The following is a 24,773-nucleotide window of genomic DNA, read 5'->3' on the forward strand; positions in this document are numbered from 1 at the left end:
GGAAAACCGCTTCGCACTTTTCCGGATCATGCTTTAGGCAGCCCTCGATGATGGCTTCACGCCGCGCCGCTGGATGATCTCGATCAGGCGGTCGATGTCGGCTATCGTGTTGAACATCCCGAACGACACGCGAATGCCGTCCCGCTCCGGCGACACGCGAACCCCATTCTCCTCGAAATGGCCGAGCCATTCGGCGGCGGGCAACGCGATGACGTAGATGTGCGGCGCGCGATGCTGGCGCGCGCGAGGGCCGACCAGGCGCACGCCCAGCGCGTCGAGCCGGGCGATGAGATGGTCGCCGAGATCGAAGCAGTGGCTCTGGATGTTCTCCACGCCCAGCGCTTCGATCATGTCGAGCGAGGCACCGAGCGCTTGGATCGCCGGAAGGTTGAAATTGCCGAGCTCGAAGCGGCGCGCGCTCGGGGCAAGATCGAGCTTGTCAGTTCGAGCGATAAGATCGGCCGGGACCTCCGCAAGGCTCGCGGCCGCGAGATAAGCCGGCTCAAGCTCGATCCTGGATTTGTCCCAATACAAAAGGCCCAGCCCTTGCGGCACGAGCAGACCTTTGTGACTGCCCGAACCGATGAAGGTCGCGCGCATCGCCTTGGCATCGATCGGCACGACGCCGATCGCCTGCATCACATCGACGATGAAATAGAGTCCCTTCTCCGCGCAGAGGGCGCCGATGCCCTCGACATCGAAACGGTGACCGGCATGGAACGTCACCTGCGACATCGAGATCGCCCGCGTGCTCGCATCGATGTAGGGACGAAGACTGTCGGCGTTGACGATCTCGGTCATCGGCACGAATTCGACGGTGACGCCCTTGCGCTGCAGATTGAGGAACGCGTAGGCGTTGTTCGGGTGATCGCCGTGGATCATCACGACCTTGTCGCCGGCGCGCAGCGGCAGCGCGTTCGCGGCGATGTTCATGCTTTCCGAGGTGTTCTTGGTGAAGGCGATCTCATCCGCCGATACGCCCAGCAACCGCGCCAGCCTGCCACGGGTCTGCTCGACGCGATCGAGCCAGACGCTTTTCGGGCCGGCGGTCTCGAGACCTTCGCTGAGGAAACGATCGATCGCTGCCTTGACCGGGCGCGCAAGCGGCGTCTGGAAACCGGAGTCGAGATAGGTGATCCGCTCGGCAGCCGGAAACTCTTTCCGCACGGCTTCGACGTCGTAATGGCCTGGCATCCCGATCTCCTGAGCGCGTCCGCGGCGGCTCGCACTGCACAAATCCTGTTCACCGCCTCGCAACGCCAACGATATGGGCAAGACGCAAACTCGCCTATAGTAATTTTCATATTTCAGTAGTTTTCATTCCGAAAAATGATAATTTGTCGAATGTCAGGATTGGGGAACGCAAAATGCAGCAGCTGAGTACCGACGGGCCGCTGGACCGCGCCTTCGCGGTCATTGGCTATGTTGCCAGCCAGACCAGAGCTGCCTCGGTCGCGGACATCGCCGCTGCACTGTCCCTGCCGCTGCCGACGGCGCACCGGCTCATCGGGAATCTGGAGCAGCGCGGGCTGCTTCAGAAAGCCGTGGGAACGAAGCGCTACGTGGTCGGCAATCAACTGGTCACGCTGTCGGCCAAGGTCATCGGCGCAGCTTTCCGGACCGCGCGCCGCCACGCGGTGCTCCGCGCCGTCGCCGCCGAAATCGGCGAGCAATGCGAGATCGGGGTGGTGCGGGACAATGTCGTTGCGTATGTCGACAGCGTCCGCGTGTCACAGCCTCAAGGTCTCCAGTTCAATCCCGGTGAAGCGGCCCCGCTCCACTGCACCTCGACCGGCAAGATCTACATGAGCCGTCTGCCGGAGCGGGCGCGCGAGAAGCTGTGCCGCGCCCTCGCTCTGACGCGGTATACCGACACCACGATCGTCGATGTCGAGCGCCTGATGCAGGTGCTTGATGAGACCCGCAAGCGCGGCTGGGCCAAGACCAATGAAGAATATGTGCGAGGCGTCGTCGGCTGTGCCGTTCCCATCCTCTCCCCCGATCGCGAGCTGATCGCGTGCCTCGGTGTCTCCGTTCCCGTGGCACGCGTGAGCTTCACCGAGCTGGATCGGTTCATCGCTCCACTGCAGAAGGCCGCCGCACTGCTCTCGGAGACGATCCTCGGGGACGACGCAGGCGACACGCCGGAGAATGGCTGACCCCACCTGATCGACGCCCCGCGCTCAAGACCCGAAGCCGTCTCGCTGCTCCATTCGCGCCCAGAGCAGCACCAACGGTCCCAGCGCGATTCCGGCCGCCAGCACGGTGAACACCAGCAGCCAGCCGCTCGCGCTCTGCGGGCCGCCGGCCATGTCGAGCGCGACGCCGGTTCCCCACGCACCGGCGGCCGACAAGCCGAAGCCAACCGTCGAGTGCAGGGCCAGCGTTGCACCGCGATGCTCGGAAACGGCCGCAGCCGACATGCCTGCGGTCAGCGCACCTGAATCCGCCGGCACGGTCAGGCCGTACAGCATCAGCAGCAGCGCGAGCACCCATGCCGGAGCCGTCGCGTTGAGGCCAATCACCAGCGCGACGCAGGCCGATGCGATCATCACGACCGTAATGGCGCGATGCCGTCCAAATTTGAGAGCGGCTTCATTGCCGAGGATGCTGGCGGGCATCGAGATCACCGCGAAGCAAAAGCTCATCAGCACGGGAGTCATCCAAGGCGGCCCGCCTTGATGCGCAACGACGAAGGTCCAGAACCCCACCAGCCAGGTGCGGATGCCGTAGAGCTCGAAGCAGTGCGCGCCGTAGCCGAGGATGTAGCCGAGCGCCTCGCGATTGGCGAAGACGGGAGCAAAGTTGAGCAGGCGCCCGGCCTTCGGCGCGGGCTGCCGCGCATCGAGCAGAAGACACGCGACCACCATTGCGATCGGGCCGAAACCGGTGACGAGGAAGGCTGCCCGCCAGCCCCAGCGATCGGCGATCAGTTGCGCGACGAAGAACGAGAGGCCGACGCCGACCGAGAAGCTCGACGTGTACAGTGTCACCGCGCGCGAGCTGTCCCCAGTTGGAAGCCGGTCCGTCAGCGCCTTCAGGCCGGGCATGTAGGCGCCGGCAAAACCAAGTCCCGCCAGCGACCAGATCGCGGTGCCCGACCAGAACCCTTGCGCGAAGAGGCCGAAAGCCGCAGTGGCGAGCCCGCTGACGATCGAGCCCCAGAGCAGGACGAGGCGCGCATCGATGCGATCGGTCAGCGTCGTCAGCACGGGGACGGCCAGCATGTAGCCGAACGCATAGCCGCTCGCCATCAACCCGCCTTCGGCGGCGGAGAGATTCCACGCCGGCATCAGGTGCTGCGCCAGGTTCGCGGACAGCGTCACGTGCGGCAGCAAATTGCCGACCTGGCCGATGCACATCACCGCAATCAGCGGCCACCCGCTCAAGCCCCGAATGCTCGCCTCCCCTCTGTTGCAGGGCAATCGCACATGGGATCGATTTCCCCTGTGGCCATCCTTCGAGACGCTCGCCGTTGGCGGGCCCTCAGGATGAGGATCGAGGGCTGCCGCACCCCGCGCGACCTGCCTTCTTGGCCGTCTCATCGGCGGCACAGCAGGCCGACGGCTCTGCCTTTACCGGACCGCCGCAGCATCCCGCCCCCGCCGTCTCGACACCGCCGCGCGTGCAGACGCCGGTCTCCGGCAGCACGAGTTCAACCCGCGCAGCAGCCTTCTTGTCGCCGGCGATATCGGCCGCGATCGAGCGGACCTGTTCGTATCCGGTCATCATCAGGAAGGTCGGCGCACGACCGTAGGACTTCATGCCGGCGAGATAGAAACCCGGCTCGTCATGCGCGAGCTCACGCGCGCCATGAGGCCGAACCGTGCCGCAGCTATGCTCGTTGGGATCGATCAGCGGCGCGAGCGCGACCGGGGCCTCGATCGCCGGATCGAGCCGCAGCCGCAGCTCGGACAGGAACGACAGATCGGGACGAAATCCGGTCGAGACGATCAGTTCGTCCGCCACCACACTCTGCGCGCCACAACAGCTGCCTGCCGAAATCCTGAGGCGGCCTTCGGAATCCGACAGATGCGTCACACCAAATCCGGTCTCGACCCTGATCTTGCCGGCGGCCACGAGCGCGGCGAAGGTGGAGCCCAGCTGGCCGCGCGCTGCCAGCTTGTCATTGCTGCCGCCGCCGAACGCCTTTGCGGGATCGGTGCCGCGCAACAGCCAGATCGGTTGCGTGCCTGGCACCTCGCCCGCGAGCTGCACGATATCGATGAGCGTGCCCAATGCAGAATGGCCGACACCGAGCACGGCAACGGTCCTACCAGCGTATCTGGCACGCTCAGTGCCCCGCACATCCGGCATGCCATAGGCGATGCGCTTGGCGTGCTCGCGTTCGCCGACCGCAGGCAAACCGTTGCTGCCGGCGGGATTGGGAGAGAACCACGTGCCTGAGATGTCGATGACGGCATCGGCGCGCAGCACCTCGGAACCCTTGCCGTTCTGATAGCGGATTTCGAACGGCGCCTGCTCTCTGCCCTTGGTTTTCGCCTTGTCGAAGCCGGCCCGGCTGATCGCCGTGACCCGGCTCGAGGTCCGGATCATCTCGCGCAGCAGCGTGCGGGTTGCGAGCGGGGCGAGATATCGCTCGATCAACTCGCCACCGGTCGGATAGGCGTGAGGGTCCGGCGAATTCCACCCCGTCGGCGCGAGCAGCCGCGCCGCCGCCTTGTCGACATTGTACTCCCACGGCGAGAACAGCTGGACATGCCGCCACTGTCGGATCGCATGTGCGGCTTCGGGCCCGGCTTCGAGCACGATGGGAGACATGCCGCGTTCGAGCACGTGAGCAGCTGCAGCGAGGCCAACCGGCCCGGCTCCGATGATGGCGACCGTCTTGCTGTTCATTCCAACTTCTCCCATCTTTCTAGAATCATCGAATAACTGGGCAAATAGATCACGCGGCCGTTTGCGCGCCCTTGCATCCGGCTTCGTCGGCGCAGCATTCCGCTGCCAGGAAGTCGACCAGGCCCCGCATCGCATCGAAGTTCGCGTGGCAGATCAGCGTCGTCGATTCCCTGACCTGACTGACGAGCCCAACAGCGACCAGTGTCTTGATGTGATGCGAGAGAGTGGACGCCGGAATTTTCAGCTTCTCCTGCAGCCGACCGACGGGCATGCCCGCATGTCCGGCCCGGACCAGGGCGCGGTAGATTTGGAGCCGCGTCCGGTTACCCAGAGCCTCCAGGCGTTGAGCTGCGTCATCGATCTTCATAGCCTGCAAGATGCGCTTTCGCTCGCCCGATGTCAAACCATATTTCTAGAATATTGGAATAATGGTCTTCACGTCGAAGAGGCAAGCCACCTGTCCGCGTCTGGCGCGGAGCGGCGCAAGACGGCTCTCGTCCTGGTCTAACCCCGCTCCAACCGGTCACGGCTCCGTTGGAGGCTCCAACAGCCGCCAACCGGATTCGCGTCAGCTTTTCGTGCTGGCGGTCTTGTCGAGCGCGGCGCGCAGGCCGCCGGCGAGCTGGACCGCATCGTCATTGGCCCAGAAGTGCATGAAGAACAGCCGCGGCTGTTCGTCGAGCATGTGGCTGTGCAGCGCCGTCACCTCGATGCCGTGCGTCCGCAGCGCCACGATGACCGGGTTCACTTCATCGCTGGTCAGCACGAAATCGCCGGTGATGGCGGCCTTGCCTTCCCCGGTCGGCTGGAAATTGATGGCGGTCGCAACGCCCATCGCACCGACCGGCGTCAGCGGCATGTCGCCTTCGGTGATCGGATCCCGCCGCTTGACGTTGAACTGGTAGACGCCGCCATTGGCCTGCCCCTTGACGCCGATGATCTGATCCAGCTTCGCCGTATCAAGATCGACAGGCGGCGCAGGGTTCGCAGGCGCGGCGGCCGCCAGCGGGGTTTTGCTTTCGGCGAGGGCATCATGAATCGCTGAGGCCAGCTTGACGGGGTCACCATGCCCGGCGACGTGCATGTAGAACGTGGCCGGGCTCGCGCGCAGCAGATGATTGTGCACGGCGGTGATCTCGAGCCCGTTCGCAATCATCCTGGCCATGACGGGATTGATCTCGGTCTCGAGGAGCACAAGATCGCCCATGACCATGGCGCCGCCATGCACCGGCTTGAACGCGAGCCAGCCGCCGAGCGCCAGCGACGGCTTGATCGTCACCCCGTCCAAGGTCACCGAGAGATCGGTGCGGGGAAAGCCGTAGCGGTGGACATCATCCGCAACGACGGGCTTGCGGCCCAGTGTCTCGTCCACCTTCTTCCAGTCGAGTTCCTGCGCGTGAGCGCTCGCGATGAGGCAGGCACTGACGCCGATCAGCGCCGAGATTGTCTTTCGCATTGATCTGCTCCTTGAGCTTGAATTTCAGGTTCCCGCCCCAGCGTTCACTTCTGCTCCTTGATCTGGCCACCGCTGTCGACGACCAGGCGCACCTGCTTGCCGTTCTTCATGGCCTTTGCGGTGGTGCCCTCGGCGGTCGACTTGATGTCACTGACCTGCGAATAGCCGGCGGCCTGCAGCCTGGCCACGAGTTCCTCCTGCGTCAGCGCGTGGGCGCTCGACAGCCCGGCTGCGATCGCCAGAAGCAGAACTGGGTGAAAGATTGCTGGTATTCGCATGATCGTTTCTCCTGGTCGTGTCCCCCGCCCCAGGTGAGCCGCTTCGTGACGCTGCTCCGGATCACTCCCATGGCGCGCGACAGGGCCATGACGCGGATGCGCGCCGCCGATGGCGCGTCGACGTGCCGACAAGGCGTTCGGGGGATGAAGCGGAGGTGAAAGATGAGGAGATGAAAGATGACATGCTGCGCCCTTGGTGATCAGGACGCGATGCTTGGGCATGTCGCCTCGCGGGGAGATCGCATATCCCCGTCGCACCGACTAGAAACCCGGGTGACCCAACTGTCAACCCGGGGACGGCCGAGGCGCGTCACGAAGAGTTCACTCCTGGCGGAACCAGGCCAACCCGCAGCTTGAAACAAGGAGCGTCTGCTCGGCGACCAACCGATCCTATTCGGCTGCCTGCGAAGCGCGCACGCCGTGCGCCATCTCGGCGGCGTGATCGTCGGCAAGCGCCGGCTGCTCGCCATCGGGCAGTCCCCGCCCCTTCACCAGGCCGAAGATCGCCGGGATCACGACAAGGGTCAGCAGCGTCGAGGAGATCATTCCGCCGATCATGGGCACCGCGATGCGCTGCATGATCTCCGATCCCGTTCCGGTGCTCCACATGATCGGCAGCAGGCCCGCCATGATGGCGACCACGGTCATCATCTTGGGCCGGACCCGCTCGACCGCGCCCACCATGATGGCGTCGTGGAGATCACGCCGGGTGAAGACCCTGCTCTCGATGCTGCGCTTGGCCTTCAACTCGACCAGTGCATGCTCGAGATAGATCAGCATCACGACGCCGGTCTCCGCGGCGACGCCCGCGAGCGCGATGAAGCCGACCGCGACCGCGACGGACAGGTTGAAGCCGAACCACCACATCATCCAGATGCCGCCGACCAGCGCGAAGGGCAGCGACAGCATCACGATCAACGTCTCGGTCAGCGCCTTGAAGTTGAGGTACAGCAGCAGGAAGATGATCGTGAGCGTCACGGGCACAACGATCTTGAGGCGCGCGGCGGCGCGCTGCAGATATTCGTACTGGCCGCTCCAGACCACGTAGGTGCCGGCGGGAAACTGGATGCTCTCCATCACCGCGCGCTGCGCATCGGCGACGTAGCTGCCGATGTCGCGATCGCGGATGTCGACATAGATGTAGGTCGCCAGCTGTCCGTTCTCGGTCCGGATCGACGTCGGCCCACGCGCCGGCTCGACCTTCGCGACCTCGCCGAGCGGCACGGCGCCGCCCGCCGGCATCGCCACCAGGATGTCGCTGGCGATCGCCTTGGGATTGTCTCGCAGGTCACGCGGATAGCGCATGTTCACCGTGAAGCGCTGCCGTCCCTCCACCGTCGTCGTCACCGTCTGGCCGCCGAGCGCGGCCGCGATGGTGTCCTGAACGTCCTGGATCAGGATGCCGTAGCGGGCGAGCGCCTCGCGGTCCGCCACGATCTCGAGATAGTAGCCGCCGATGCCGCGCTCGGCGTAGGCCGAGGACGTGCCCGGAACGGTCTTGATCACCCGTTCGACCTGCTTCGCCAGCCGGTCGATCTCGACGAGATCGGTGCCCATGACCTTGACGCCGACAGGCGTGCGGATGCCGGTGGACAGCATGTCGATGCGCGCCTTGATCGGCATGGTCCAGGCGTTGGAGACGCCGGGAAACTGCAGCGCCTTGTCCATCTCCGCGACCAGACTGTCGACGGTGACGCCTGCCCGCCAAAGCTCCTTCGGCTTCAGGTTGACCACCGTCTCGAACATCTCGGTCGGCGCCGGATCGGTCGCGGTCGCCGCCCGCCCCGCCTTGCCGTAGACGGACGCGACCTCCGGGAACGACTTGATGATGCGATCCTGGGTCTGCATCAGCTCGGCCGCTTTGGTGACCGAGATGCCGGGCAGCGTCGTCGGCATGTAGAGCAGCGTCCCCTCGTTCAGCGTCGGCATGAACTCGGTGCCGAGCTGAAGCGCCGGCCATGTCGTGATGGCGAGAATGGCGACCGATGCCAGGATCACCAGCATCTTGGCGCGGAGCACGCCCTTGATCACGGGCCGATAGATCCAGATCAGGAAACGATTGATGACGTTCCTGCTCTCCGGCACGATCCGGCCGCGAACGAAGATCACCATCAGCGCCGGCACCAGCGTGACGGACAGCAGCGCGGCTGCAGCCATCGCGAACGTCTTGGTGAAGGCGAGCGGGCTGAACAGCCGCCCTTCCTGCGATTCCAGCGTGAAGATCGGCATGAACGACACGGTGATGATCAGCAGGCTGAAGAACAGCGCCGGGCCGACCTCGGCGGCGGCATCGATCAAGACCTGCACCCGCGACTGGCCGGGCTCGGCACGTTCGAGATGCTTGTGGGCGTTCTCGATCATGACGATGGCGGCGTCCACCATGGCGCCGATCGCGATCGCGATGCCCCCCAGGCTCATGATGTTCGAGCCGAGGCCGAGCAGCTTCATGGCGCCGAACGCCATCAGCACGCCGACCGGCAGCATCAGGATCGCGACCAGCGCGCTGCGGACGTGCAGCAGGAACACGATGCAGACCAGCGCGACGACGATGCTCTCCTCGAACAGCGTATGCTTGAGCGTGTCGATGGCCGCGTAGATCAGGCTGGAGCGGTCGTAGACCGGGACGATCTCGAGCGATGCCGGCAGGCTGCTCGCAATCTCCTTGAACCGCTTCTTGACGTTCTCGATGACATCGAGCGCGTTGACGCCGAAGCGCTGCAGCACGATGCCGCTTGCGACCTCGCCTTCGCCGTTCAGCTCGGCGATGCCCCGGCGCTCGTCGGGTCCGAGCTCGACATTGGCGACGTCGCGGAGCAGCACCGGCGTGCCGTTGCTCGTCTTCAGGACGATATTGCCGAGATCATTGATGCTCTTGAGATAGCCCTTGCCGCGGATGACGTATTCGAACTCGGCGAGCTCGACGGTGCGACCGCCGACATCGGCATTGCTGGCGCGGATCGCCTCCCGGATCTTCTGCATGCTGATGCCGCGGTCCCGCATCCGCTGCGGATCGAGCACCACATTGTACTGCTTGACGAAGCCGCCGATGCTGGCGACCTCGGCAACGCCCTCGGCCTTGGCCAGCGCGAATTTCAAATTCCAGTCCTGGATGGTCCTGGCGTCGGCGAGGTTCAGCTCTTTCGACATCACCGCGTACTGGTAGACCCAGCCGACGCCGGTCGCATCGGGTCCAATGGTCGGGCTGACGCCGGCGGGCAGCCGCGAGGCAGCGCCGTTCAAGAACTCCAGGACGCGCGAGCGCGCCCAGTAGATGTCGGTGCCATCCTCGAAGATCACGTAGACGAACGACACGCCGAAGAACGAGAAGCCGCGCACGACTTTCGATTTCGGCACGGTCAGCATCGCCGTTGTCAAGGGATAGGTGACCTGATCCTCGATCACCTGCGGCGCCTGGCCGGGATATTCGGTGTAGACGATGACCTGCGTGTCCGAGAGATCCGGGATCGCATCGAGCGGCAGATGGATCAGCGCATAGAGGCCGGCGGCGGCCGCAAAGCCGGCGCCGAACAGCACCAGCAGCAGGTTACGCGCCGACCAGGCGATGATGCGGGCGATCATTTGTGCTCTCCCCCCGCATGACCAGATTCGGACGCTGGAGGCGCCGCCTCGGCGAAGCCTTTGAGCGCAGCCTTCAGATTGCTTTCCGCGTCGATCAGGAAATTGGCCGACGTGACCACCGCCTCGCCGTCCGCAAGTCCGTCGCGCACCTCGATATAGCCGCCGCCCCGGCGGCCGAGCTTCACCTCACGCGGCTCGAAGCGCCCCTGCCCCTTGTCGACGAGGACGGCCTGCCGCGTGCCGGTGTCGAGCACGGAGCTATCCTGGATCGCCAGGACAGGCGCGGCGTCGGCGGTGTCGATGTCGGCATCGACATACATGTCCGGCAGCAGCGCCGCATCGGGATTGGTGAGCTCGATCCGGACCCGTACCGTCCTGGTCTCGCGGTTCACCTGCGGATAGACGACGGCGATCTTGCCGCTGAAGACGCGGCCGGGAAAGCTGCGCGCGCGCACCGCTACCGGCTGGCCCACCGCGATGTTGCCGAGATCGCGCTCGGCGACGTCAACCAGCGCCCAGACCAGCGAGATATCCGCGATCCTGAACAGCACGTCGCCGGGATTGGCGCGCATGCCTTCGACCGCATTGCGCTCGAGCACGATGCCATCGCGCGGCGCCGACCAATGAATGGTAACGGGCGCGACGTGCGTCCGCTCCATCTCGGCGATGACGGGCTCGGGGACGTCGAGATTGATCAGCCGTTGCCGCGAGCCGCGGCCGTACATCTCGACGCCGCCTACCGTCTTCGAGGTGATGGTCGCGAGATACTCCGCTGCTGCGGAGGCGACCGCCGAACTGTAGATCTCCATCAGCGGCTGGCCCGCCTTGACGCGCGTACCGGTGGTGACGTCGGCGATCTCTCGCACGAAGCTTTCCGCCCGCATCGCGATCACCGAGACGCGGCGCTCGTCGAGCTGGATCGTGCCGGGCGCCTTGACCGTCACGCGGATCGCCCGCCGCTCGACGGGCTCGGATTTCACGCCGGTGCGCTGGATCTTGCCCGGCGAGAGTTTGACCGTGCCGTCGTCGACCTCGTCGCCTTCGTAGACGGGAATGTACTTCATCCCCATCGGATCCTTCTTCGGCACCGGCGAGGTGTCGGGCAGGCCCATGGGGTTGCGGTAATAGAGGATCTTTCGCGAGGATTCCGCCTGCGCTGGCTTCACTGGCGCTGCGGCCTGACCGTCCTCGTAGACGGGCAGATAGTCGTGGCCGCGATCGTCCTTCTTCGGACCGGCGGACCAGAGCGGCGCGCCGCTGGGATCGCGGTAATAGAGCGGAGATCGGTCGGCCCGGGCCGCGGCCGGGGCCACCTCGGCATGAGCGGACCAGCGTCCATCGGACGAGGCCCAGTACACGCCGCCCAGGGCGAGGCCACCGCCGAGAGCGAGAATAGTCAGGAGACGCAGCGTCTTCATGGTGTGTCTTCGCGCGGCGTGCGCGCGTCCATGTGAATGGGACGGAGAAGTTCGGACGCCGCTTGCGGCGTCCGCACGCTCACTTAATCGCCGTGACGATCACCTTGCCGGTGACGGTCTCCGGTTCGCCCTGCACCTTTGCCGACAGGGTGACCTGGTAGCGACCGGCCATCGGCAGGTCCGTCTTGAAGGCGTAGACGCCCGGCTCCTTCGACGGCAGCGGCGCCACCGCCGATTCCATCTCGGCCATGCCGTCCGGGGCCATGTCGACGCGAGTCTTGAAGATGACGGCGTCCGCCACCGGCTTGCCCGTCTGCTTGTTGGTCAGGCGAACCGAGAGCGTGACGTCGTCGCCCTTCTTCATTTGCGGATTGACGGGCTCGAAAGCGTAGTCGCCGGCGCCCGCCATTGCAGCGGAAGCGGCAAGCGAAAGGGTGGCGGCGAGCGCCGCGGTGCTGAATTTGGAAAGCATTGTCCTGTCCTCATGATCTGATTTTCGCCGTGGCGCATGCGCGCACACGTCAGTCGTCGCGAGCAGGCATGCCGCTCGCGTCCTTGGCTGGGCGAGTTCAGATTCGAGGAGGCCGGAACGGGGGACTGCCGCTGTGGACGGAGACGGCCTGATCGGCGGGAATGGCAATCGTGCTTGTCGCGACCGCGAAATACCCGAAGGCGACGGGCCTGATATCATCGAGCGCGATGGTGCCGCCGACGCAGCAGAAGCCCATTCCGCACTTGTAGCCGACGGTATCGGAACCCGTTCCCTTGCCGTCGGGACAGCAATCGTCCATCGCCATGTCGCTCGCGGCGCTCATGTGCATGGCCGTCTGCATGTCGTCAGATGACATGGCAAGGCCGGATGCGGACGCGCCAACGGGCAGCATCGCCAGGGATATGGCGATTGCAAATGCCAGGATGGTACGGACAAACCGCATCGATAAGGCTTAACCCTTGGGGCCGAACATGGCCCCAATACCATATCCTGGAAATGAAAACAGTCCTTGATCCCGGTCAAGCATCCGTGACCGGAACGCCCTGCCCTGAGAGCGGCGCTGCTCTCCAAACGCGTAGGGCCACCGACCACCAGCGCGGAGGCCGTCGCTAGAACTTCAGCGTCGTTCGCAATCCGAACACTGAAGCGTCCCGCAAGAGTCTTCCCGGCCGTGGTCCGGCTGGACCGGTCGCTCCGCCGCCGGGATGGAGAATGTATTGAAAGTTCGGCTGAACGGTCCAGCCATCCCTGACCTGGTATTGATAGACCGCTGTGAACAGCCCCTCGAAGCTCCGCAGCGGCCAGCGGGGATCGACATACCTGCTGTAATCGGTGTCCAGCGCCTGTGCGCGCTTCGAGATATGCGCATAGCCCGCGGCGATACCGAACTTGTCATCAGGGCGGGCATTGCTGAGCCCGATGAACTCGACCCCGCCATCTGCATAGAGGTCCACCAGATTGCGATCGGCCGGCGCGCCGGACACGCGCGCGAAGATGCCGATGCCGCGGTCGTCGCTGTCCGGCACCCGATAGACCTGCTGCTCGAAAACCGCCCAGGCTCCGATGTCACCCGAGAGCAGCTGCGGCTCGCCGCTGCTTGCCGGCGCTGCGAGCGAAACGCCGTTGGAGGCGAAGCGCAGATCCTCGAACGATCCGAAATGGCGCCAACCACCGACCTTGATCTGGCCGGTCAGATTCGGATCGCCCTTCTTATTGTTCCAGGCATATTGGATCTGGCCCAGCAGGAGTGGCGGATCGTTGACGCGGAAATTCACGCCATACCGGTTGCGCTGCTGCGGATCACCGGGACCTGGACCGGCCTGATCGCCATCGAAAATCGCGCCGAGAACCGACAACTGATCGGTGACGTTGATGAGCAGGCGCGCGCCCATCGCTGCCAGAGGCGGCGAGGGCCCACCGCTCGGCAGCGCCAGTGCGGTGATCGCCGGCCAACCCATCGAGGCGTTGGTGAATACGTCGGTGTATTTGGTATTGAAGAATTCACTGTCGGCCGCAAGTTGCCCGAACTTGAGCGAGATCTTCTTGTCGCTCCACTGCTTCTCGAAATAGGCCTCATACAGCCGCGTCGAGGGTAGCGCTTCGATACCGCTGACGACAAAAAAATTCTGGAGGTTGGAGCGTGACAGCCCGTCGCCATGTATCTGAAACACGTTGGCGTGGAACGTCAACTTGTCCAGACCGACCAATTTTTCGAGGTCGAGATCGACGGCCAGGTTAAGCCGCCCCTCATAGACCGCACCCGTCTTCAGGCCACCGGTCGGGTTGCCGAGCACCTCGCCGATATAGGTCGCCGCAAACTTCACCCCGTTCTGCTGCCATGGATTGGGCAGCAGCCCAAGCGTCTTTTCCTCGACCGTGCTTTCTCCCGTATCGGGATCGGCGGGTTTGTCGTCGTCCGTCTTCTTCTCGTCTTGAGCCGCGGACTGCGCAGCCACGCTCAGACAGGCTCCGACGATCAGCGCCCGAGCGATATGGCGGATTCTTTCAGCGGCCACGCCTCTCCTCCAGGGTAGTCAATGACGCACAGCGCCGCCCGATATTCAAGCCAGATAGTGCGTTGAGGCGTGCAGTCGATCGATTCCCTGGAACTACCGCATGCAAGGAGATCCGTTATGTTCACTCTTACACATTCACAGACCCGTAGATCCGTATCCATGCTTTCCGCAGCGACAGCGCTCGTAGTCGGCGGGATCATGGCTGTTGACGATCGTGACGCGGTCGCCGTGATCGCGCTTCAGCGCGCGTAATCGCGCCTGGTTGGCGATCCGCATACCGCGGTCCATGTCGCCGCGGCGCTGGAAATAGCCGAGCATCAAGGGCACGCGCGGCGAGCTGTCGAGCTGGGCATGATGGAAGTAGCTGTCACCGGCATGCAGCAGCCACCTCTCACCCGAACGCACCGCGATGCCGCAATGACCGAGCGTGTGGCCGGCGAGCGGAATCATCAGGATGTCCGCTTCCCTGTCGCCAAGCGCGCGCACGCCCTTGAAGCCGAACCAGTCCTCGCCGGCATCGCCGTAGAATTGCCAGCGCGGTCCGTGGCTCCACTGCCCCGTGACGTAGCGCCCTTCCGGCGGCGCCGGCTTGCGCAGCACCGCCATATCGTATTCAGCGCGATGGACATGAATCGCAGCGTGCGGAAAGTCGGGCACGCCGCCGGCGTGATCGCGGTCGAGATGCGTCAACAGCACGTGGCGCACGTCGGCCGGTGAATAGCCGAGCGCCCTCACCTGCTCGACCGCCGTCTCCGCGGGATCGAGTCTCGGCGCGGTCTGCCGCACCCACCGCCGCCCCAGCCGCTCGGACGAGGCAATGTCGTCGAGACCGATGCCGGTGTCGACCAGAGCAAGCCCGTCATTGGTCTCGACCAGCAGGCAGTGGCAGACCAGCCGGGCGCGCTGGAACAGGCCGCCGCTGCCGTTCACCAGACGCCGGCCGATCGGGCACATCGTACCGGTGTTGAGGTGATGGATCTTCATCGCGCGCTCCTGCCGTTCGTGATCAGGGCGTTCTTGCCAGCGTTCATTCCATAGGTAAAATATCGATTATTGATATGTTCTCTAGGCCTATCCTATGGATATCCGCGAGCTTCGCTATTTCGCCGCCGTCTATCGCGAATGCAACCTGACCGCGGCGGCACGCGCCTGCTTCGTGTCGCAGCCCTCGATCTCGATCGCGATCACCAATCTCGAAGCCGAGCTCGGCACCACCCTGTTCATCCGGCACAAGAAAGGCGTGGCGCCGACCGCCTCGGCCGAGCAGTTTCATGCACTGGCCCGCCGCATCATCGACGAGGCCGATGCGGCGCGCAGCCTGTTCAGGAAGCCGAGCACCAGGCGCACGATCACGCTCGGACTGATGCGCACGCTCGACGTACCCCGGACCATCGCGCTCCTGAAGCCGCTGACGGCGCGTAGCGACGTGGCGCTCCGGCTCGTCGGCAGCGACGAGCACGCCGATGCACGCATCATCTCCAAGAGCATGTTGCGCAAGGACGAGCAATTCGTCGCGCTGTGGAGCGAGCGCTATGTGGCGGCGCTGCCGCCGTCGCATCCGCTGACGCTGAAGGAGAAGCTTCGGACCGCCGACCTTGCCGGCGTGCCCCTGATCGACCGCTGCCATTGCGAGCAAAGCGCGTTCTTCGGCCGCAAGGCGCAGCGACGCCAGGCCGCGGCGATCGCGCAGTCGGAAGACTGGGCGATCGCACTGGTCGCCGCCGGTGTCGGCATCGCCATCGTCCCGGAAGGCGTGGCACGGGGAAATCCCGATGTCGCGTTGCGCGAGATCGAGATCAAGCTCAGGCGCGAGGTCGGCCTCGCCTACAGCGCCGCGGTTCCGTTGGCCGATGCGCTGAAAGAGTTTGTGGGGAAGCTGCAGAAGCAGCGCGGGCCGGATCGAACCAAGCGCCGAGCCGGCGCGCGCAAGACGCTCAGCCCTTCGAGATGACCGCGCGGCCGTAGGGCGGCTGGCCTGCGACCGGCGGGTTGGCGGTCTGCGCCGCCAGCTCGCCGATCAGGCGGTCGGCATCGGCGGCCATGCCGTCGGGCGCCTGGATCACCAGGCGCTCCAGCGCCCAGCGATAGGACGAGATGCGCTGCTCGAGGCACTGCTGCACCCACTGCACGATCAGCGAGTTCTCCTGCATGCGCGCGACCGCATCCTCCTTCTCCCTCGGCGAGAGCGCGGAGACGCGCGCCATGCTGGCGTCGCGCTTCCTGTCGAGGTCGATGACGCGGATCGCGGATGCGAAGAACGGCTCGAAGCGGGTGATGTCGTTGCGTACGTCCTCGATCAGCTGCGCATAGCGCGAGGAATGCGAGCGGTGCGGCTCGTCGATCAGCGTGCGCCCGTACATGGTGCGGTCGAACACCACCTTCTGGCGCCAGGGCGAGGGCATCGCCTTGTAGTCGCCGAACACGCTCTTCCATGCGGGGCGCGACAGCGGCGGCTCGATCATGGGGTAGGCGAGGTCGCGCAGCTGGCGCTCCTCGTCGGTGAGCTGGAATTGCGAAGGCCTCAGGCCGACGCTGGAGGTGGCCTCCGCGCCCAGCCAGCGATGCATGTCGTCGCTGCGCATGTCGGCGCGGGTGCGGCCGAAATCGCCACCGCTGCACGCACCCAGGGTCGCAGCAAGCAGCGCGAGCAGGACGGCCGACAGGACGGGCCGGATCTGGCGGATGGTGTCCGGCATTGCAAGAAGCCGGATGTCAGCGACGGCGGCGACGGCGCCCCGGCGCTGTGCCCTGTTCAGGGCCGCGATCGCCGCTGGTTTCATCTGCCTCGCGCTCGATACGAATGACGGGAAGGATCAGGACCGTTCCCATGTCCGCGCGCGGAGCGACATCCCCCGACGAGCCCACCCGGCGACCGGCCGGAAATTCAATGATGGTCCCCATGTCAGCTCTCTTCAATTGCCGCGCGACCGAACGCGCCCATGCAACATGGCAGTCATTAAGATCAGCTCATGGTTAACGGGATGTAAACGCGGCGTTTGGACCGTATCCGCACGGACCGGCCGCGGCGTCCCGTTAAGGCACGAGACCGCCTCAAATCGAGCGTTCGGCTTCACGCCTCGTTTTCCTTAACGAGCCTTTAAAGGAGCCTGCGATAGGCTGGCGGCGAGTATGTTTTGCAGGTCGCGTATCTCTCCATGACCAAGTCGCTGTTTCCCGGATTCGACGGGCTGATGTCCCTCTCCCGTCGCGAAGGCGTCGATGTTCGGCCGACGCTGCTGCGCGTGCTGACCGACCTCTACGTCCAGACCCGTATCCACAGCGACGACGAGCAGCGGCAGTTCACCGAGCTGGCAACACGGCTGATCGACCAGGTCGACGATGCGACGCGCGCGGCCATCAAGGCCAAGCTCGCGATCTACCCGCAGACGCCCGTCCCGGTGCTGCAGAAGCTCGGGCTGGTCGCAGCCCAGGAAGGCCGCAGGGTCCCCCTGGCGCGCGAGATTCCCACATCTGCCTCCTCGCCCGCGCCGGTCCGCACGCCTTCGGATGCCGAGCAGCGCATCGCCACCAACATGGCGATGCAGCCGAAGGACGCCGCCGAGATCCACGACATGTTCTTCGGCGCCGGCGCCTCCGAGCGCGCGCTGATCCTGCACAATCTGGCGCAGACCCCGCTGAAGGCCGCGCCGCGAATCCCGACCGTGCGTGCCAAGCGCGCAATTCAGATCCTGGAGATGGCGGCGATCGCGGGCGACGTCGAGAACTTCACCCTGGAGCTCGGCGACAGCCTGATCCTGCCCTCGCGCGTCGCAGCCCAGATCGTCGACGACGCCGGCGGCGAAGCGCTCGCTGTCGCCGCGCGCGCGCTCGACATGCCGAGCCCGAACTTCCAGCGCATCCTGCTGTTCTTCAAGCCGGCGATCGGCACCTCGGTGAACGAGGTGTACCGGCTGTCGCGGCTCTATGACCGGCTCAGCGATCGCTCGGCGCTGGTGATGTTGGCGGCCTGGCGCGGCTCGACGCTCGCCGTCACGCGCGCAAAATACCAGCCGTCGCTGCATGACGGTGAACGCCAACGCGCCCGCGCCGGCGCAAGCCAGACGCGGCCGGGCGTGCAGCCGGGCGCGATGCCACGCCGCACCGGCACCGACGGATCGTCGGAACGATAATCGCCTTCGCAGGCCGTGACGCGTGACGGGGCGCACTGCGCCACCCCGAACTCGTCATTGCGAGCAGCTCTTGCGACGAAGCAATCCAGGCTGCCCTCGCGGAGGCATTGCTGGATTGCTTCGCTGCACTCGCAATGATGGCGGAGGAGCGCTTACGTCTTGGCCAATTCCAAGAAATGCCGCCCGGCACGGTCTTCGGTCTCGACGATCCAGGCGTCCGGGTCGAAGCGGATTTCGCGGGTCAGCCGCTCCTCGACGGTGTGCTCCGGCAAGGGCTGCGGCGCCACCGGCACGAACAAGCGATCGACGGGGCGGCCGTCGTCGTAAGAGGTCTGCGGCGCCGGCACGTAGAGCATCGCATGGCCGTCGAGCAGCGACACCTTCACGAACACCGCCCCGGCCTCCTCGGCGCCGCGACGGCGGACCGCGCCGAACACGCCCTCGGTCTGGCACCGGCGCAGATAGGCGGCGACCCATATGTTGGATTTCAAACGCATGAGTCGAACGATAGGCCAGCGCGGCGCGCGCCGCCAGTGTCAGCGTCCGATTGTCACGCCTTGCCGATGCCTTGCCCGCCGCGGATCTGACATGCGACGAGATATGACAGCGGCATTGCGAGCGCAAACCCAACAGCGACCGCATAGGGAATGTTCCTGATGGCGTTGGCGGCAAAACTCGGCACCATCAGCACCACGATCAGGCTGACGCCCGCCAGCACCGTGCCCAGCATGATCCAGACCAGAACGGAGACCTTGAACATGACACCCTCTCTTCTTCGTTGAAGATGGGCAACTATGTTGCTCGAAGCTGCCGGCGTCATTGATTCCAAGCAAATCGCGCCTCCGGGACGCGCATGCTCTGCCGGTGCGGGACGCCCGGAATTGATCCGCCTCAATGACAGCGGAATCCGTGTTATTCGACGGAATGGCCGATCGCGGCGCCGAGTTCGCGCAGCAGCCGATCGGACAGCTGGCCGGTGACCTGCATCTTGTGCTCGCGCTCGAACTTCTGGATCGCCGACTGGGTCTCGCCGTTCATCGCGCCCGTGATCTTCAAATTGCCGTAGCCATATTCGGACAGCGCGCGCTGCACGCCGGCGATACGCCGCGCTGCCGGACTCTGCGGCGAGGGAATCGGCGCCGGCGGACGCATCGCGGAGGACGGCGTCGAGGTCGTCTGACGGACCAGATTGGTCATCGGATCGTTGGCGCGTGTCGATGCGGTCGCCTCGACGGGTTTCTCCACCGGCTTCTCGACGGCTCGCTCGGCAGGCTTTGGCTCGGCGCGGAACTCGGTCGCGCGCGGCTCCAGCGGCGAGGTATCGGCGCCGACTGGGCGCGGACGCGGCAAGGGATTGGGCAGCGGCACCGATGACGGCGCGGGCAGATTGATCACGGTGCCGAACATCGGCGCCGGATGCCGGCCGGTCTGCAGGAATAGCGCATTGGCAACGATCGCGCTGATCGCGGCGACGGCGACGAGACCTGCCAGCGTATCCTTGGGGCTGTGCAACAGCACGCGCATCACGAGATTGCGCTCGGTCTCGACGTCGACAACCGCGGCCTTGGCGCCACGGCGGCGCGGAGCGGTTTCGTCCTTGGCAGACTTCTTAGGCACTTTTCTTCACCAGAGCGGGTTGGTCCTGAGGCTGGTCGTGAGCGTGGTCTTGAAGCTCCTGACCTTGAAGTTCCTGGCGCAGCACCGGCGTCAACGTCGCGATCTTGCTCTCGGCCGGCTTGGCTTGCGGCGGTGCGTAGAGGAGAGGCAGCTTGACGGTGACGGCGGTGCCCTCCCCCAGCCTGCTTTGTACCGTCAATTCGCCGAGATGCAACGCCACGAGACTCTTCACGATCGAGAGTCCGAGGCCGGTGCCTTCGTGACGACGCTGATAGGTCCTGCCGGCCTGAAAGAACGGCGCGCCGATACGCTTGAGGTCGTCGGGCGCGATGCCGACCCCGGTGTCGCTGATGCGCAGCATCAGCTGCGAGCCGGTCACCGCAGCGGAAACGGAAACCTGACCGCCGCGTTCGGTGAACTTGATGGCGTTGGCGACGAGATTGAGCACGATCTGCTTGAAGGCCCTGGGATCGCCGGTCATGACCGGCAGGTCCTGCGGCGCGTCGGTGATGAGGTCGATGCCGTTCTCCCGCGCCTTCAGCGCCAACAGATTGCAGCAATGCAAGAGCGAGGCGCGCGGCGCGAACGGCTCGGACGCGATCTCGAAATTGCCCGACTCCATCTTCGACATGTCCAGGATGCCGTTGACGACCGACAGGAGATGCTGGCCGGAATCGTTGATGAGCTGGGCATATTCCCGGCGCTGGGCCGCGCCCAGCATCAGGGTCTGCTCCTGCGCGATCATCTCGGAGAAGCCGATGATGGCGTTCAGCGGCGTCCGCAGCTCATGGCTCATGGTGGCGAGGAAGCGCGTCTTGGCGGCATCGGCCGCTTCCGCGGCGCTGCGCGCCCGATCCAGCGCCTGCTCGGACAGCTTGTGGTCGGTGACGTCGCGCATCACGGCGACGACCTCGGCCTCGCGCGTGGCGTCGCTGTGAGGATTCTGGCCCCTATCCTGCTCGAGCGGGCGGCAACGCATCTCGACCCAGAGGAAATCGACCTGGCCGCGTTCCGAACCATCGGGTTCACGCCGTAGCCGGAACTCGACGCTGCACACGTCGCCGCACGCGGCGTCGGAAAGTGCCGTGAGATAGGCCGGACGATCGGCGACATGGACGCGGTCGAACAGGCCATGACCGAGCAGTTGCGCCACTGGTGCGCCGAGCATGGCCTCCGCCGCCGGCGAGATGAACTGCACCGCACCGTTGCGCTGATGCCGCGAGATCACATCGCTCATGTTGCGGGCCAGCAGACGGTAGCGCTCCTCCTCGCGCGAGAGCAGCGCGACGCTGGTGCGCGCGAGCGATTCCGCGCCGAAGGCGAGAGCCGCAGCATAGAGCGTTGCCGAGGCGACGCCGCAGGCCATCAGCACGCCGCGTTCTGCGGCGCTGATGTCTGCCGACGGCAGCCAGCCGAGCTGGCTGCCGAGGATCAGGAGCCCCGCACAGGACAGTGCGAGCAGCGACGCGAAGGCGGTGACACGGCGCGAGGCCGACAGCGCGGCTTCGAGCGGAACCACGACGAGCCAGACCGCGGCGAAGGATTCGATGCCGCCCGTGGTGCCCGCGACCGCCATGATCAGCCCGGCGAGCGCCAGCGACGACAGCACATGCGCGCCTTCATAGCGGCCGGTGCGCGACAGGAACCAGGACAGCAGGATGGGTGCGATCAGCCAGGCGAAGGCGGCGACCTCGAGCGCGCTCGGCGCGCCACGCATGGCGAGATAGACCGGAAATGCGGCAAAGGCGGCCAGGCTGCCGAGCAGCCGCGGCGCCATGAAGGCACGATGGCGCGCTCGCATCAGCGCATCGTAACGCGCGGAGGGATGCAGCAGCGCATCGAGACAATCGCGGATGATACTCAAAACTGTCACGGGTCTCGCGCTTCGGCTCAATCGTCCTGAGAAGACGCGCCGGAACGCCTCCTTGTCGTTGAGCCACCGTGTCAGAGCGACCTTAAACGAGTGCTAAGGCGGCACGGCGTGCAGCCGGGCGCCGAGACATCGCCGGGCTTTTTAGACGATTTGGCGACGTCTTCGGCGAGGATGGTGAACACAGAGTTTCACCTTCCCGCTCATGGTTTCGAATTGGTGGATTTGTCCGCCGGCAGAATCACGGGCGCCGGCGTCAATCGAAAATTTACGACATCGTCGATCGCGAAGAATTTTGCGTCAATTTCCGGCGAATTAAGCTCAAGGCAATCACTTGCGATTTATCGAGAGTTGCTGGGTCGAAACGCGCGCGGACCATCGCCGCGGACGGGATCCACGATACAGGTCGACAAGATGCGCTTTCTGCTCCGCATCACATTCTGGCTCGGGCTGGTGCTGGTGCTCCTGCCACGGGACAAGACACCCGAATCGGACAAGCTGCCGCAGATCGGCGCTGCCGATGCGGTTCAGGCTGCGACCGCGGCCGTCTCCGACATGACCCAGTTCTGCAAGCGCCAGCCGGCCGCCTGCGAGGTCGGCGGACAAGCCGCGACCATCATCGGTCAGCGCGCCCAGGACGGCGCGAAGAAGCTCTATCAGATCATCAACGACAAGAAGGAGCAGATCACCAACGACAAGAACGAGAGGAACGAGAAGAACGACAAGAAGGCGCCCGACCATACCGGCTCGATCGCGATGGTCGGCGAAGGCGACGCCATCTCGGGCGAAGCGCCGCGCGACACGCTGAGCCAGGACGACCTCGCGCTGGAATGGCGCGGCCCGCAGCCGGCGAATTAGGCCCCGAATCCTATCGATTTCACCGCTTCGCATCCCTATATTGCCGGGAAGCGGAACCGTGGGCCACGCATGACGACGATCGACGAAATCAGGGACAATTTCGAGCTTCTGGACGAGTGGGATGACCGCTACCGGTATGTCATCGAGCTCGGCCGTACCCTGGAACCGATGCCGGAGGCGGAACACTCCGCCGAGAACAAGGTGAACGGCTGCGTCAGCCAGGTCTGGCTGCAGAAGCTAGTCGACCGCAGCAATGGCGCACCGATCCTGAAATATCGCGGCGACAGCGACGCGCATATCGTGCGCGGGCTGGTCGCGATCGTGCTCGCGCTCTATTCGGGCCGCACGCCGCAGCAGATCCTCGATACCGACGCGATTGCCGTGTTCAACGAGTTCGGCTTTCGCGACCATCTGACGCCGCAGCGCTCCAACGGCCTGCGCTCGATGGTCGAGCGCATCAAGACCGACGCGAGAGAGGCGCTCGCCGAAGCGACGTGAGATGCTCGGCTACTTCCGCTTTCGCTGCTGCTGCCCGAGGCCCATCTGCTTGGCGAGCTGCGAGCGCGCCACGGCGTAGTTCGGCGCCACCATGGGGTAATCGGCCGGCAGGCCCCATTTCTCGCGGTATTGCTCCGGCGTCATGTTGTACTGCGTGCGCAGATGGCGCTTCAGCGACTTGAAGCGCTTGCCGTCCTCCAGGCAGACCAGATAATCGGGCGCGATCGACTTCTTCAGCGAGACGGCCGGCTTTGCGGGCTCCAGCGGCGCCGTCTCGGTGCGGCCTGACGAGACCCGCACCAAGGCGCCGTGCACCTGACTGATCAGGTTCGGGATCTCGGCCGCCGGCGTCGCATTGTTGCTGAGATAGGCCGACACGATGCTCGCCGTCAGCTCGATGAAATTCTTCGCCCCCGCATCCGACATGCGCCCGTCCCTTGTTCGCCTCGTGGCTCACGGGATTGACGACGTCGGAGTATTCCCTGTCAAGAATACGTTCGGCTGAACACGACGACTGACGATGACGGGCTGATTACTGCTGAACGGCGGCGCTTTACTTGGACGCCAGTTGGGCACCGGCCTCGAGCGCGGGCCGCCTCAGCCGCGCTGATCCAGATGGGAGCGGAGCTCGTCGATGGAAGCAAAACGCATCATGCCCTCCGGCATCTGGGCTTCGATCGACCCGTCCGAATAGAGCGAATAGGCCATGCCGTCGACGACGCCGGACTTGAGCACGGTGACGGGCGGCTTCTCGGGCTCGGCCTGCGGCTCAGGTGAAGGCGGCGGGGGAGCGGCTTCCGCAAAGGGCGAGCGCGGCGGCGGGCGGCGCGGACCGACCGGCGGCTCCGGCGGACGCGTGCGGTCCGGCTTCGGCCAGGCGTCGTCGAAACTGGGAGGCGGAGTGTCCTGCCCCGCGGGTTCGTCATGGGGCGGCGGCGCCTCGCTGGCCTTTGCCTCCGCACGCTCGCGCTCCTTGCGCGAGGTGGAGGCGAACAACAGGTTGCGCCGGCGCGGCGCTTCCGGAGCCGCAGGCAGCGGCGGAGCGTCCGGCTCTGCCGACGTCTCGGTGCGCGGACGCTCGCGCGCGGCGGCTTCGCTCTGCCACGGCGGTGGACCTGCCGCCGGTGGTGGCGGTGGCGGCTCGGTCCTCGCGGCCGAGACGGGCATCGGCTCGGACCCAGCACTGCCTGATGCAGCGAGGCCTGGCAGCACGGGCCTGACCCGAACCTCGGACGGCGCACCGGCCAGCCGGCGCGCGATCTCCTTCAGTTCCGCGACCACGACATACAGGCCGACCAGTAACATCCCGGAGCAGACTGCGATCGTGCCGGAGATTATGAGGGGGCTGCCGAGGCTGAACTCCCTGACGGAGAAGCCAAACAGGATCGCAAGGAGGCCCGCCAGAACGGCGAAAATCCCCGCGATCAACAATGCCAAGGTCATCGAACTCACCCCCGGCCGCACAACCACGCGCGACCCGTCACGCCACGATACCGTCTTACGCTGTTCCGCGCCAACGGCCAATTGCGGGCAACGTTCCTAAAGGGAAGGAAATCAGGGACTTATTCACATTCCCTTCAGCTACCGCTCGCTACTGCTAGATTGTGCTCGAAATCCGGAATTGCTGCGTCGCATCAGGAATTTAGCCATAATGCCCAATTACTTGGTAATGGAACTGCGCTATAGGGAGTCCGGGGTTGA

25 protein-coding genes are annotated in these 24,773 nt (G+C 65.2%); 5 read left to right on the forward strand and 20 right to left on the reverse strand.

Annotated features, from left to right (window positions below; translation table 11 throughout):
- Positions 1-33: 33 nt before the first annotated feature.
- Positions 34-1,194, reverse strand: coding sequence for an aminotransferase class V-fold PLP-dependent enzyme (locus P6U31_RS24285; protein ID WP_407184293.1), 1,161 nt, complete (start codon positions 1,192-1,194; stop codon positions 34-36).
- Positions 1,195-1,367: 173 nt separating this feature from the next.
- On the opposite strand from P6U31_RS24285, the gene P6U31_RS24290 reads away from it, so the two are divergent.
- Positions 1,368-2,159 (forward strand): IclR family transcriptional regulator, encoded by a 792-nt coding sequence (locus tag P6U31_RS24290; RefSeq protein ID WP_407184294.1) that lies wholly within the window; start codon positions 1,368-1,370, stop codon positions 2,157-2,159.
- Positions 2,160-2,183: 24 nt separating this feature from the next.
- Here P6U31_RS24290 and P6U31_RS24295 read toward each other — a convergent pair whose 3' ends face one another.
- The 11 genes from P6U31_RS24295 to P6U31_RS24345 all read right to left on the reverse strand — a co-directional run bounded on the left by P6U31_RS24295 (position 2,184) and on the right by P6U31_RS24345 (position 15,083).
- Positions 2,184-3,362, reverse strand: a complete 1,179-nt coding sequence (locus tag P6U31_RS24295; RefSeq protein WP_407189934.1) for an MFS transporter — start codon at positions 3,360-3,362, stop codon at positions 2,184-2,186.
- A 124-nt stretch (positions 3,363-3,486) separates the two neighbouring features.
- A complete protein-coding gene (locus P6U31_RS24300; protein ID WP_407184295.1) occupies positions 3,487-4,860 on the reverse strand; it encodes an NAD(P)-binding domain-containing protein in 1,374 nt (457 codons plus the stop codon).
- A 49-nt stretch (positions 4,861-4,909) separates the two neighbouring features.
- On the reverse strand, positions 4,910-5,227 hold the full coding sequence (locus P6U31_RS24305; protein ID WP_407184296.1) for an ArsR/SmtB family transcription factor: 318 nt from the start codon (positions 5,225-5,227) through the stop codon (positions 4,910-4,912).
- Positions 5,228-5,428: 201 nt separating this feature from the next.
- Positions 5,429-6,316: a DUF1259 domain-containing protein gene (locus P6U31_RS24310; protein WP_407184297.1), complete on the reverse strand. Its 888-nt coding sequence runs from the start codon at positions 6,314-6,316 to the stop codon at positions 5,429-5,431.
- 44 nt (positions 6,317-6,360) lie between these two features.
- On the reverse strand, positions 6,361-6,594 hold the full coding sequence (locus P6U31_RS24315) for a hypothetical protein (protein WP_407184298.1): 234 nt from the start codon (positions 6,592-6,594) through the stop codon (positions 6,361-6,363).
- A 390-nt stretch (positions 6,595-6,984) separates the two neighbouring features.
- Positions 6,985-10,173: an efflux RND transporter permease subunit gene (locus P6U31_RS24320; protein ID WP_407184299.1), complete on the reverse strand. Its 3,189-nt coding sequence runs from the start codon at positions 10,171-10,173 to the stop codon at positions 6,985-6,987.
- Positions 10,170-11,591 carry an efflux RND transporter periplasmic adaptor subunit gene (locus tag P6U31_RS24325; RefSeq protein WP_407184300.1) on the reverse strand — a complete coding sequence of 474 codons (1,422 nt, stop codon included), beginning with the start codon at positions 11,589-11,591 and terminating at the stop codon, positions 10,170-10,172. Before P6U31_RS24325 ends, P6U31_RS24320 begins: the two co-directional genes overlap by 4 nt.
- 79 nt (positions 11,592-11,670) lie before the next feature.
- Positions 11,671-12,063, reverse strand: coding sequence for a FixH family protein (locus tag P6U31_RS24330; RefSeq protein ID WP_407184301.1), 393 nt, complete (start codon positions 12,061-12,063; stop codon positions 11,671-11,673).
- Positions 12,064-12,160: 97 nt separating this feature from the next.
- Positions 12,161-12,526 carry a hypothetical protein gene (locus P6U31_RS24335; protein WP_407184302.1) on the reverse strand — a complete coding sequence of 122 codons (366 nt, stop codon included), beginning with the start codon at positions 12,524-12,526 and terminating at the stop codon, positions 12,161-12,163.
- A gap of 166 nt (positions 12,527-12,692) precedes the next feature.
- Entirely contained in the window at positions 12,693-14,075 is a 1,383-nt protein-coding gene (locus P6U31_RS24340) for a carbohydrate porin (protein WP_407189935.1), read from the reverse strand.
- Between the two features lie 159 nt (positions 14,076-14,234).
- A complete protein-coding gene (locus P6U31_RS24345; protein ID WP_407184303.1) occupies positions 14,235-15,083 on the reverse strand; it encodes an MBL fold metallo-hydrolase in 849 nt (282 codons plus the stop codon).
- 94 nt (positions 15,084-15,177) lie between these two features.
- Between P6U31_RS24345 and P6U31_RS24350 the strand changes: the two genes are divergently transcribed.
- Complete coding sequence (locus P6U31_RS24350; RefSeq protein WP_407184304.1) at positions 15,178-16,050, forward strand: LysR family transcriptional regulator; 873 nt, start codon at positions 15,178-15,180, stop codon at positions 16,048-16,050.
- Here the strand turns inward: P6U31_RS24350 and P6U31_RS24355 are convergent.
- Positions 16,034-16,795, reverse strand: coding sequence for a hypothetical protein (locus P6U31_RS24355; protein WP_407184305.1), 762 nt, complete (start codon positions 16,793-16,795; stop codon positions 16,034-16,036). The two genes, P6U31_RS24350 and P6U31_RS24355, sit on opposite strands and share 17 nt — an antisense overlap.
- A 16-nt stretch (positions 16,796-16,811) precedes the next feature.
- Positions 16,812-17,000, reverse strand: coding sequence for a hypothetical protein (locus P6U31_RS24360; RefSeq protein ID WP_036005903.1), 189 nt, complete (start codon positions 16,998-17,000; stop codon positions 16,812-16,814).
- A 254-nt stretch (positions 17,001-17,254) separates the two neighbouring features.
- Between P6U31_RS24360 and P6U31_RS24365 the strand changes: the two genes are divergently transcribed.
- Positions 17,255-18,229, forward strand: a complete 975-nt coding sequence (locus P6U31_RS24365) for a DUF2336 domain-containing protein (protein WP_407184306.1) — start codon at positions 17,255-17,257, stop codon at positions 18,227-18,229.
- Between the two features lie 152 nt (positions 18,230-18,381).
- On the opposite strand, the gene P6U31_RS24370 is transcribed toward P6U31_RS24365, so the two are convergent.
- From P6U31_RS24370 to P6U31_RS24385, 4 genes are all read right to left on the reverse strand, one after another.
- A complete protein-coding gene (locus P6U31_RS24370; RefSeq protein WP_407184307.1) occupies positions 18,382-18,726 on the reverse strand; it encodes a DUF1491 family protein in 345 nt (114 codons plus the stop codon).
- A 53-nt stretch (positions 18,727-18,779) separates the two neighbouring features.
- Positions 18,780-18,989 carry a hypothetical protein gene (locus P6U31_RS24375; protein WP_407184308.1) on the reverse strand — a complete coding sequence of 70 codons (210 nt, stop codon included), beginning with the start codon at positions 18,987-18,989 and terminating at the stop codon, positions 18,780-18,782.
- Positions 18,990-19,141: 152 nt separating this feature from the next.
- Complete coding sequence (locus P6U31_RS24380) at positions 19,142-19,846, reverse strand: peptidoglycan-binding domain-containing protein (protein WP_407184309.1); 705 nt, start codon at positions 19,844-19,846, stop codon at positions 19,142-19,144.
- Positions 19,839-21,719: a PAS domain-containing sensor histidine kinase gene (locus P6U31_RS24385; RefSeq protein ID WP_407184310.1), complete on the reverse strand. Its 1,881-nt coding sequence runs from the start codon at positions 21,717-21,719 to the stop codon at positions 19,839-19,841. The genes P6U31_RS24380 and P6U31_RS24385 overlap by 8 nt, the downstream gene beginning before the upstream one ends.
- 411 nt (positions 21,720-22,130) lie before the next feature.
- On the opposite strand from P6U31_RS24385, the gene P6U31_RS24390 reads away from it, so the two are divergent.
- Positions 22,131-22,574, forward strand: coding sequence for a DUF5330 domain-containing protein (locus P6U31_RS24390; protein WP_407184311.1), 444 nt, complete (start codon positions 22,131-22,133; stop codon positions 22,572-22,574).
- 69 nt (positions 22,575-22,643) lie between these two features.
- Positions 22,644-23,072, forward strand: coding sequence for a SufE family protein (locus P6U31_RS24395; protein ID WP_407184312.1), 429 nt, complete (start codon positions 22,644-22,646; stop codon positions 23,070-23,072).
- 9 nt (positions 23,073-23,081) lie between these two features.
- Here P6U31_RS24395 and P6U31_RS24400 read toward each other — a convergent pair whose 3' ends face one another.
- Both P6U31_RS24400 and P6U31_RS24405 read right to left on the reverse strand, forming a co-directional pair.
- Positions 23,082-23,498: a MucR family transcriptional regulator gene (locus tag P6U31_RS24400; protein WP_128924661.1), complete on the reverse strand. Its 417-nt coding sequence runs from the start codon at positions 23,496-23,498 to the stop codon at positions 23,082-23,084.
- Between the two features lie 171 nt (positions 23,499-23,669).
- Positions 23,670-24,515 carry a DUF308 domain-containing protein gene (locus tag P6U31_RS24405; protein WP_407184313.1) on the reverse strand — a complete coding sequence of 282 codons (846 nt, stop codon included), beginning with the start codon at positions 24,513-24,515 and terminating at the stop codon, positions 23,670-23,672.
- Between the last annotated feature and the right edge of the window lie 258 nt (positions 24,516-24,773).

The sequence above is a fragment of the Bradyrhizobium centrosematis genome (genome assembly GCF_045571495.1).
Classification (GTDB): Bacteria; Pseudomonadota; Alphaproteobacteria; order Rhizobiales; family Xanthobacteraceae; genus Bradyrhizobium; species Bradyrhizobium centrosematis.

Bases quoted from the DNA above. Each gene is read 5' to 3' on its own strand.
- P6U31_RS24345 (WP_407184303.1), bottom strand. From the start codon at position 15,083: ATGAAGATCCATCACCTCAACACCGGTACGATGTGCCCGATCGGCCGG.
- P6U31_RS24325 (WP_407184300.1), bottom strand. From the start codon at position 11,591: ATGAAGACGCTGCGTCTCCTGACTATTCTCGCTCTCGGCGGTGGCCTC.
- P6U31_RS24295 (WP_407189934.1), bottom strand. From the start codon at position 3,362: ATGTGCATCGGCCAGGTCGGCAATTTGCTGCCGCACGTGACGCTGTCC.
- P6U31_RS24320 (WP_407184299.1), bottom strand. From the start codon at position 10,173: ATGATCGCCCGCATCATCGCCTGGTCGGCGCGTAACCTGCTGCTGGTG.
- P6U31_RS24330 (WP_407184301.1), bottom strand. From the start codon at position 12,063: ATGCTTTCCAAATTCAGCACCGCGGCGCTCGCCGCCACCCTTTCGCTT.
- P6U31_RS24310 (WP_407184297.1), bottom strand. From the start codon at position 6,316: ATGCGAAAGACAATCTCGGCGCTGATCGGCGTCAGTGCCTGCCTCATC.
- P6U31_RS24350 (WP_407184304.1), top strand. From the start codon at position 15,178: ATGGATATCCGCGAGCTTCGCTATTTCGCCGCCGTCTATCGCGAATGC.
- P6U31_RS24405 (WP_407184313.1), bottom strand. From the start codon at position 24,515: ATGACCTTGGCATTGTTGATCGCGGGGATTTTCGCCGTTCTGGCGGGC.
- P6U31_RS24315 (WP_407184298.1), bottom strand. From the start codon at position 6,594: ATGCGAATACCAGCAATCTTTCACCCAGTTCTGCTTCTGGCGATCGCA.
- P6U31_RS24375 (WP_407184308.1), bottom strand. From the start codon at position 18,989: ATGTTCAAGGTCTCCGTTCTGGTCTGGATCATGCTGGGCACGGTGCTG.
- P6U31_RS24365 (WP_407184306.1), top strand. From the start codon at position 17,255: ATGACCAAGTCGCTGTTTCCCGGATTCGACGGGCTGATGTCCCTCTCC.
- P6U31_RS24305 (WP_407184296.1), bottom strand. From the start codon at position 5,227: ATGAAGATCGATGACGCAGCTCAACGCCTGGAGGCTCTGGGTAACCGG.
- P6U31_RS24390 (WP_407184311.1), top strand. From the start codon at position 22,131: ATGCGCTTTCTGCTCCGCATCACATTCTGGCTCGGGCTGGTGCTGGTG.
- P6U31_RS24360 (WP_036005903.1), bottom strand. From the start codon at position 17,000: ATGGGGACCATCATTGAATTTCCGGCCGGTCGCCGGGTGGGCTCGTCG.
- P6U31_RS24290 (WP_407184294.1), top strand. From the start codon at position 1,368: ATGCAGCAGCTGAGTACCGACGGGCCGCTGGACCGCGCCTTCGCGGTC.
- P6U31_RS24335 (WP_407184302.1), bottom strand. From the start codon at position 12,526: ATGCGGTTTGTCCGTACCATCCTGGCATTTGCAATCGCCATATCCCTG.
- P6U31_RS24370 (WP_407184307.1), bottom strand. From the start codon at position 18,726: ATGCGTTTGAAATCCAACATATGGGTCGCCGCCTATCTGCGCCGGTGC.
- P6U31_RS24300 (WP_407184295.1), bottom strand. From the start codon at position 4,860: ATGAACAGCAAGACGGTCGCCATCATCGGAGCCGGGCCGGTTGGCCTC.
- P6U31_RS24395 (WP_407184312.1), top strand. From the start codon at position 22,644: ATGACGACGATCGACGAAATCAGGGACAATTTCGAGCTTCTGGACGAG.
- P6U31_RS24355 (WP_407184305.1), bottom strand. From the start codon at position 16,795: ATGCCGGACACCATCCGCCAGATCCGGCCCGTCCTGTCGGCCGTCCTG.
- P6U31_RS24400 (WP_128924661.1), bottom strand. From the start codon at position 23,498: ATGTCGGATGCGGGGGCGAAGAATTTCATCGAGCTGACGGCGAGCATC.
- P6U31_RS24285 (WP_407184293.1), bottom strand. From the start codon at position 1,194: ATGCCAGGCCATTACGACGTCGAAGCCGTGCGGAAAGAGTTTCCGGCT.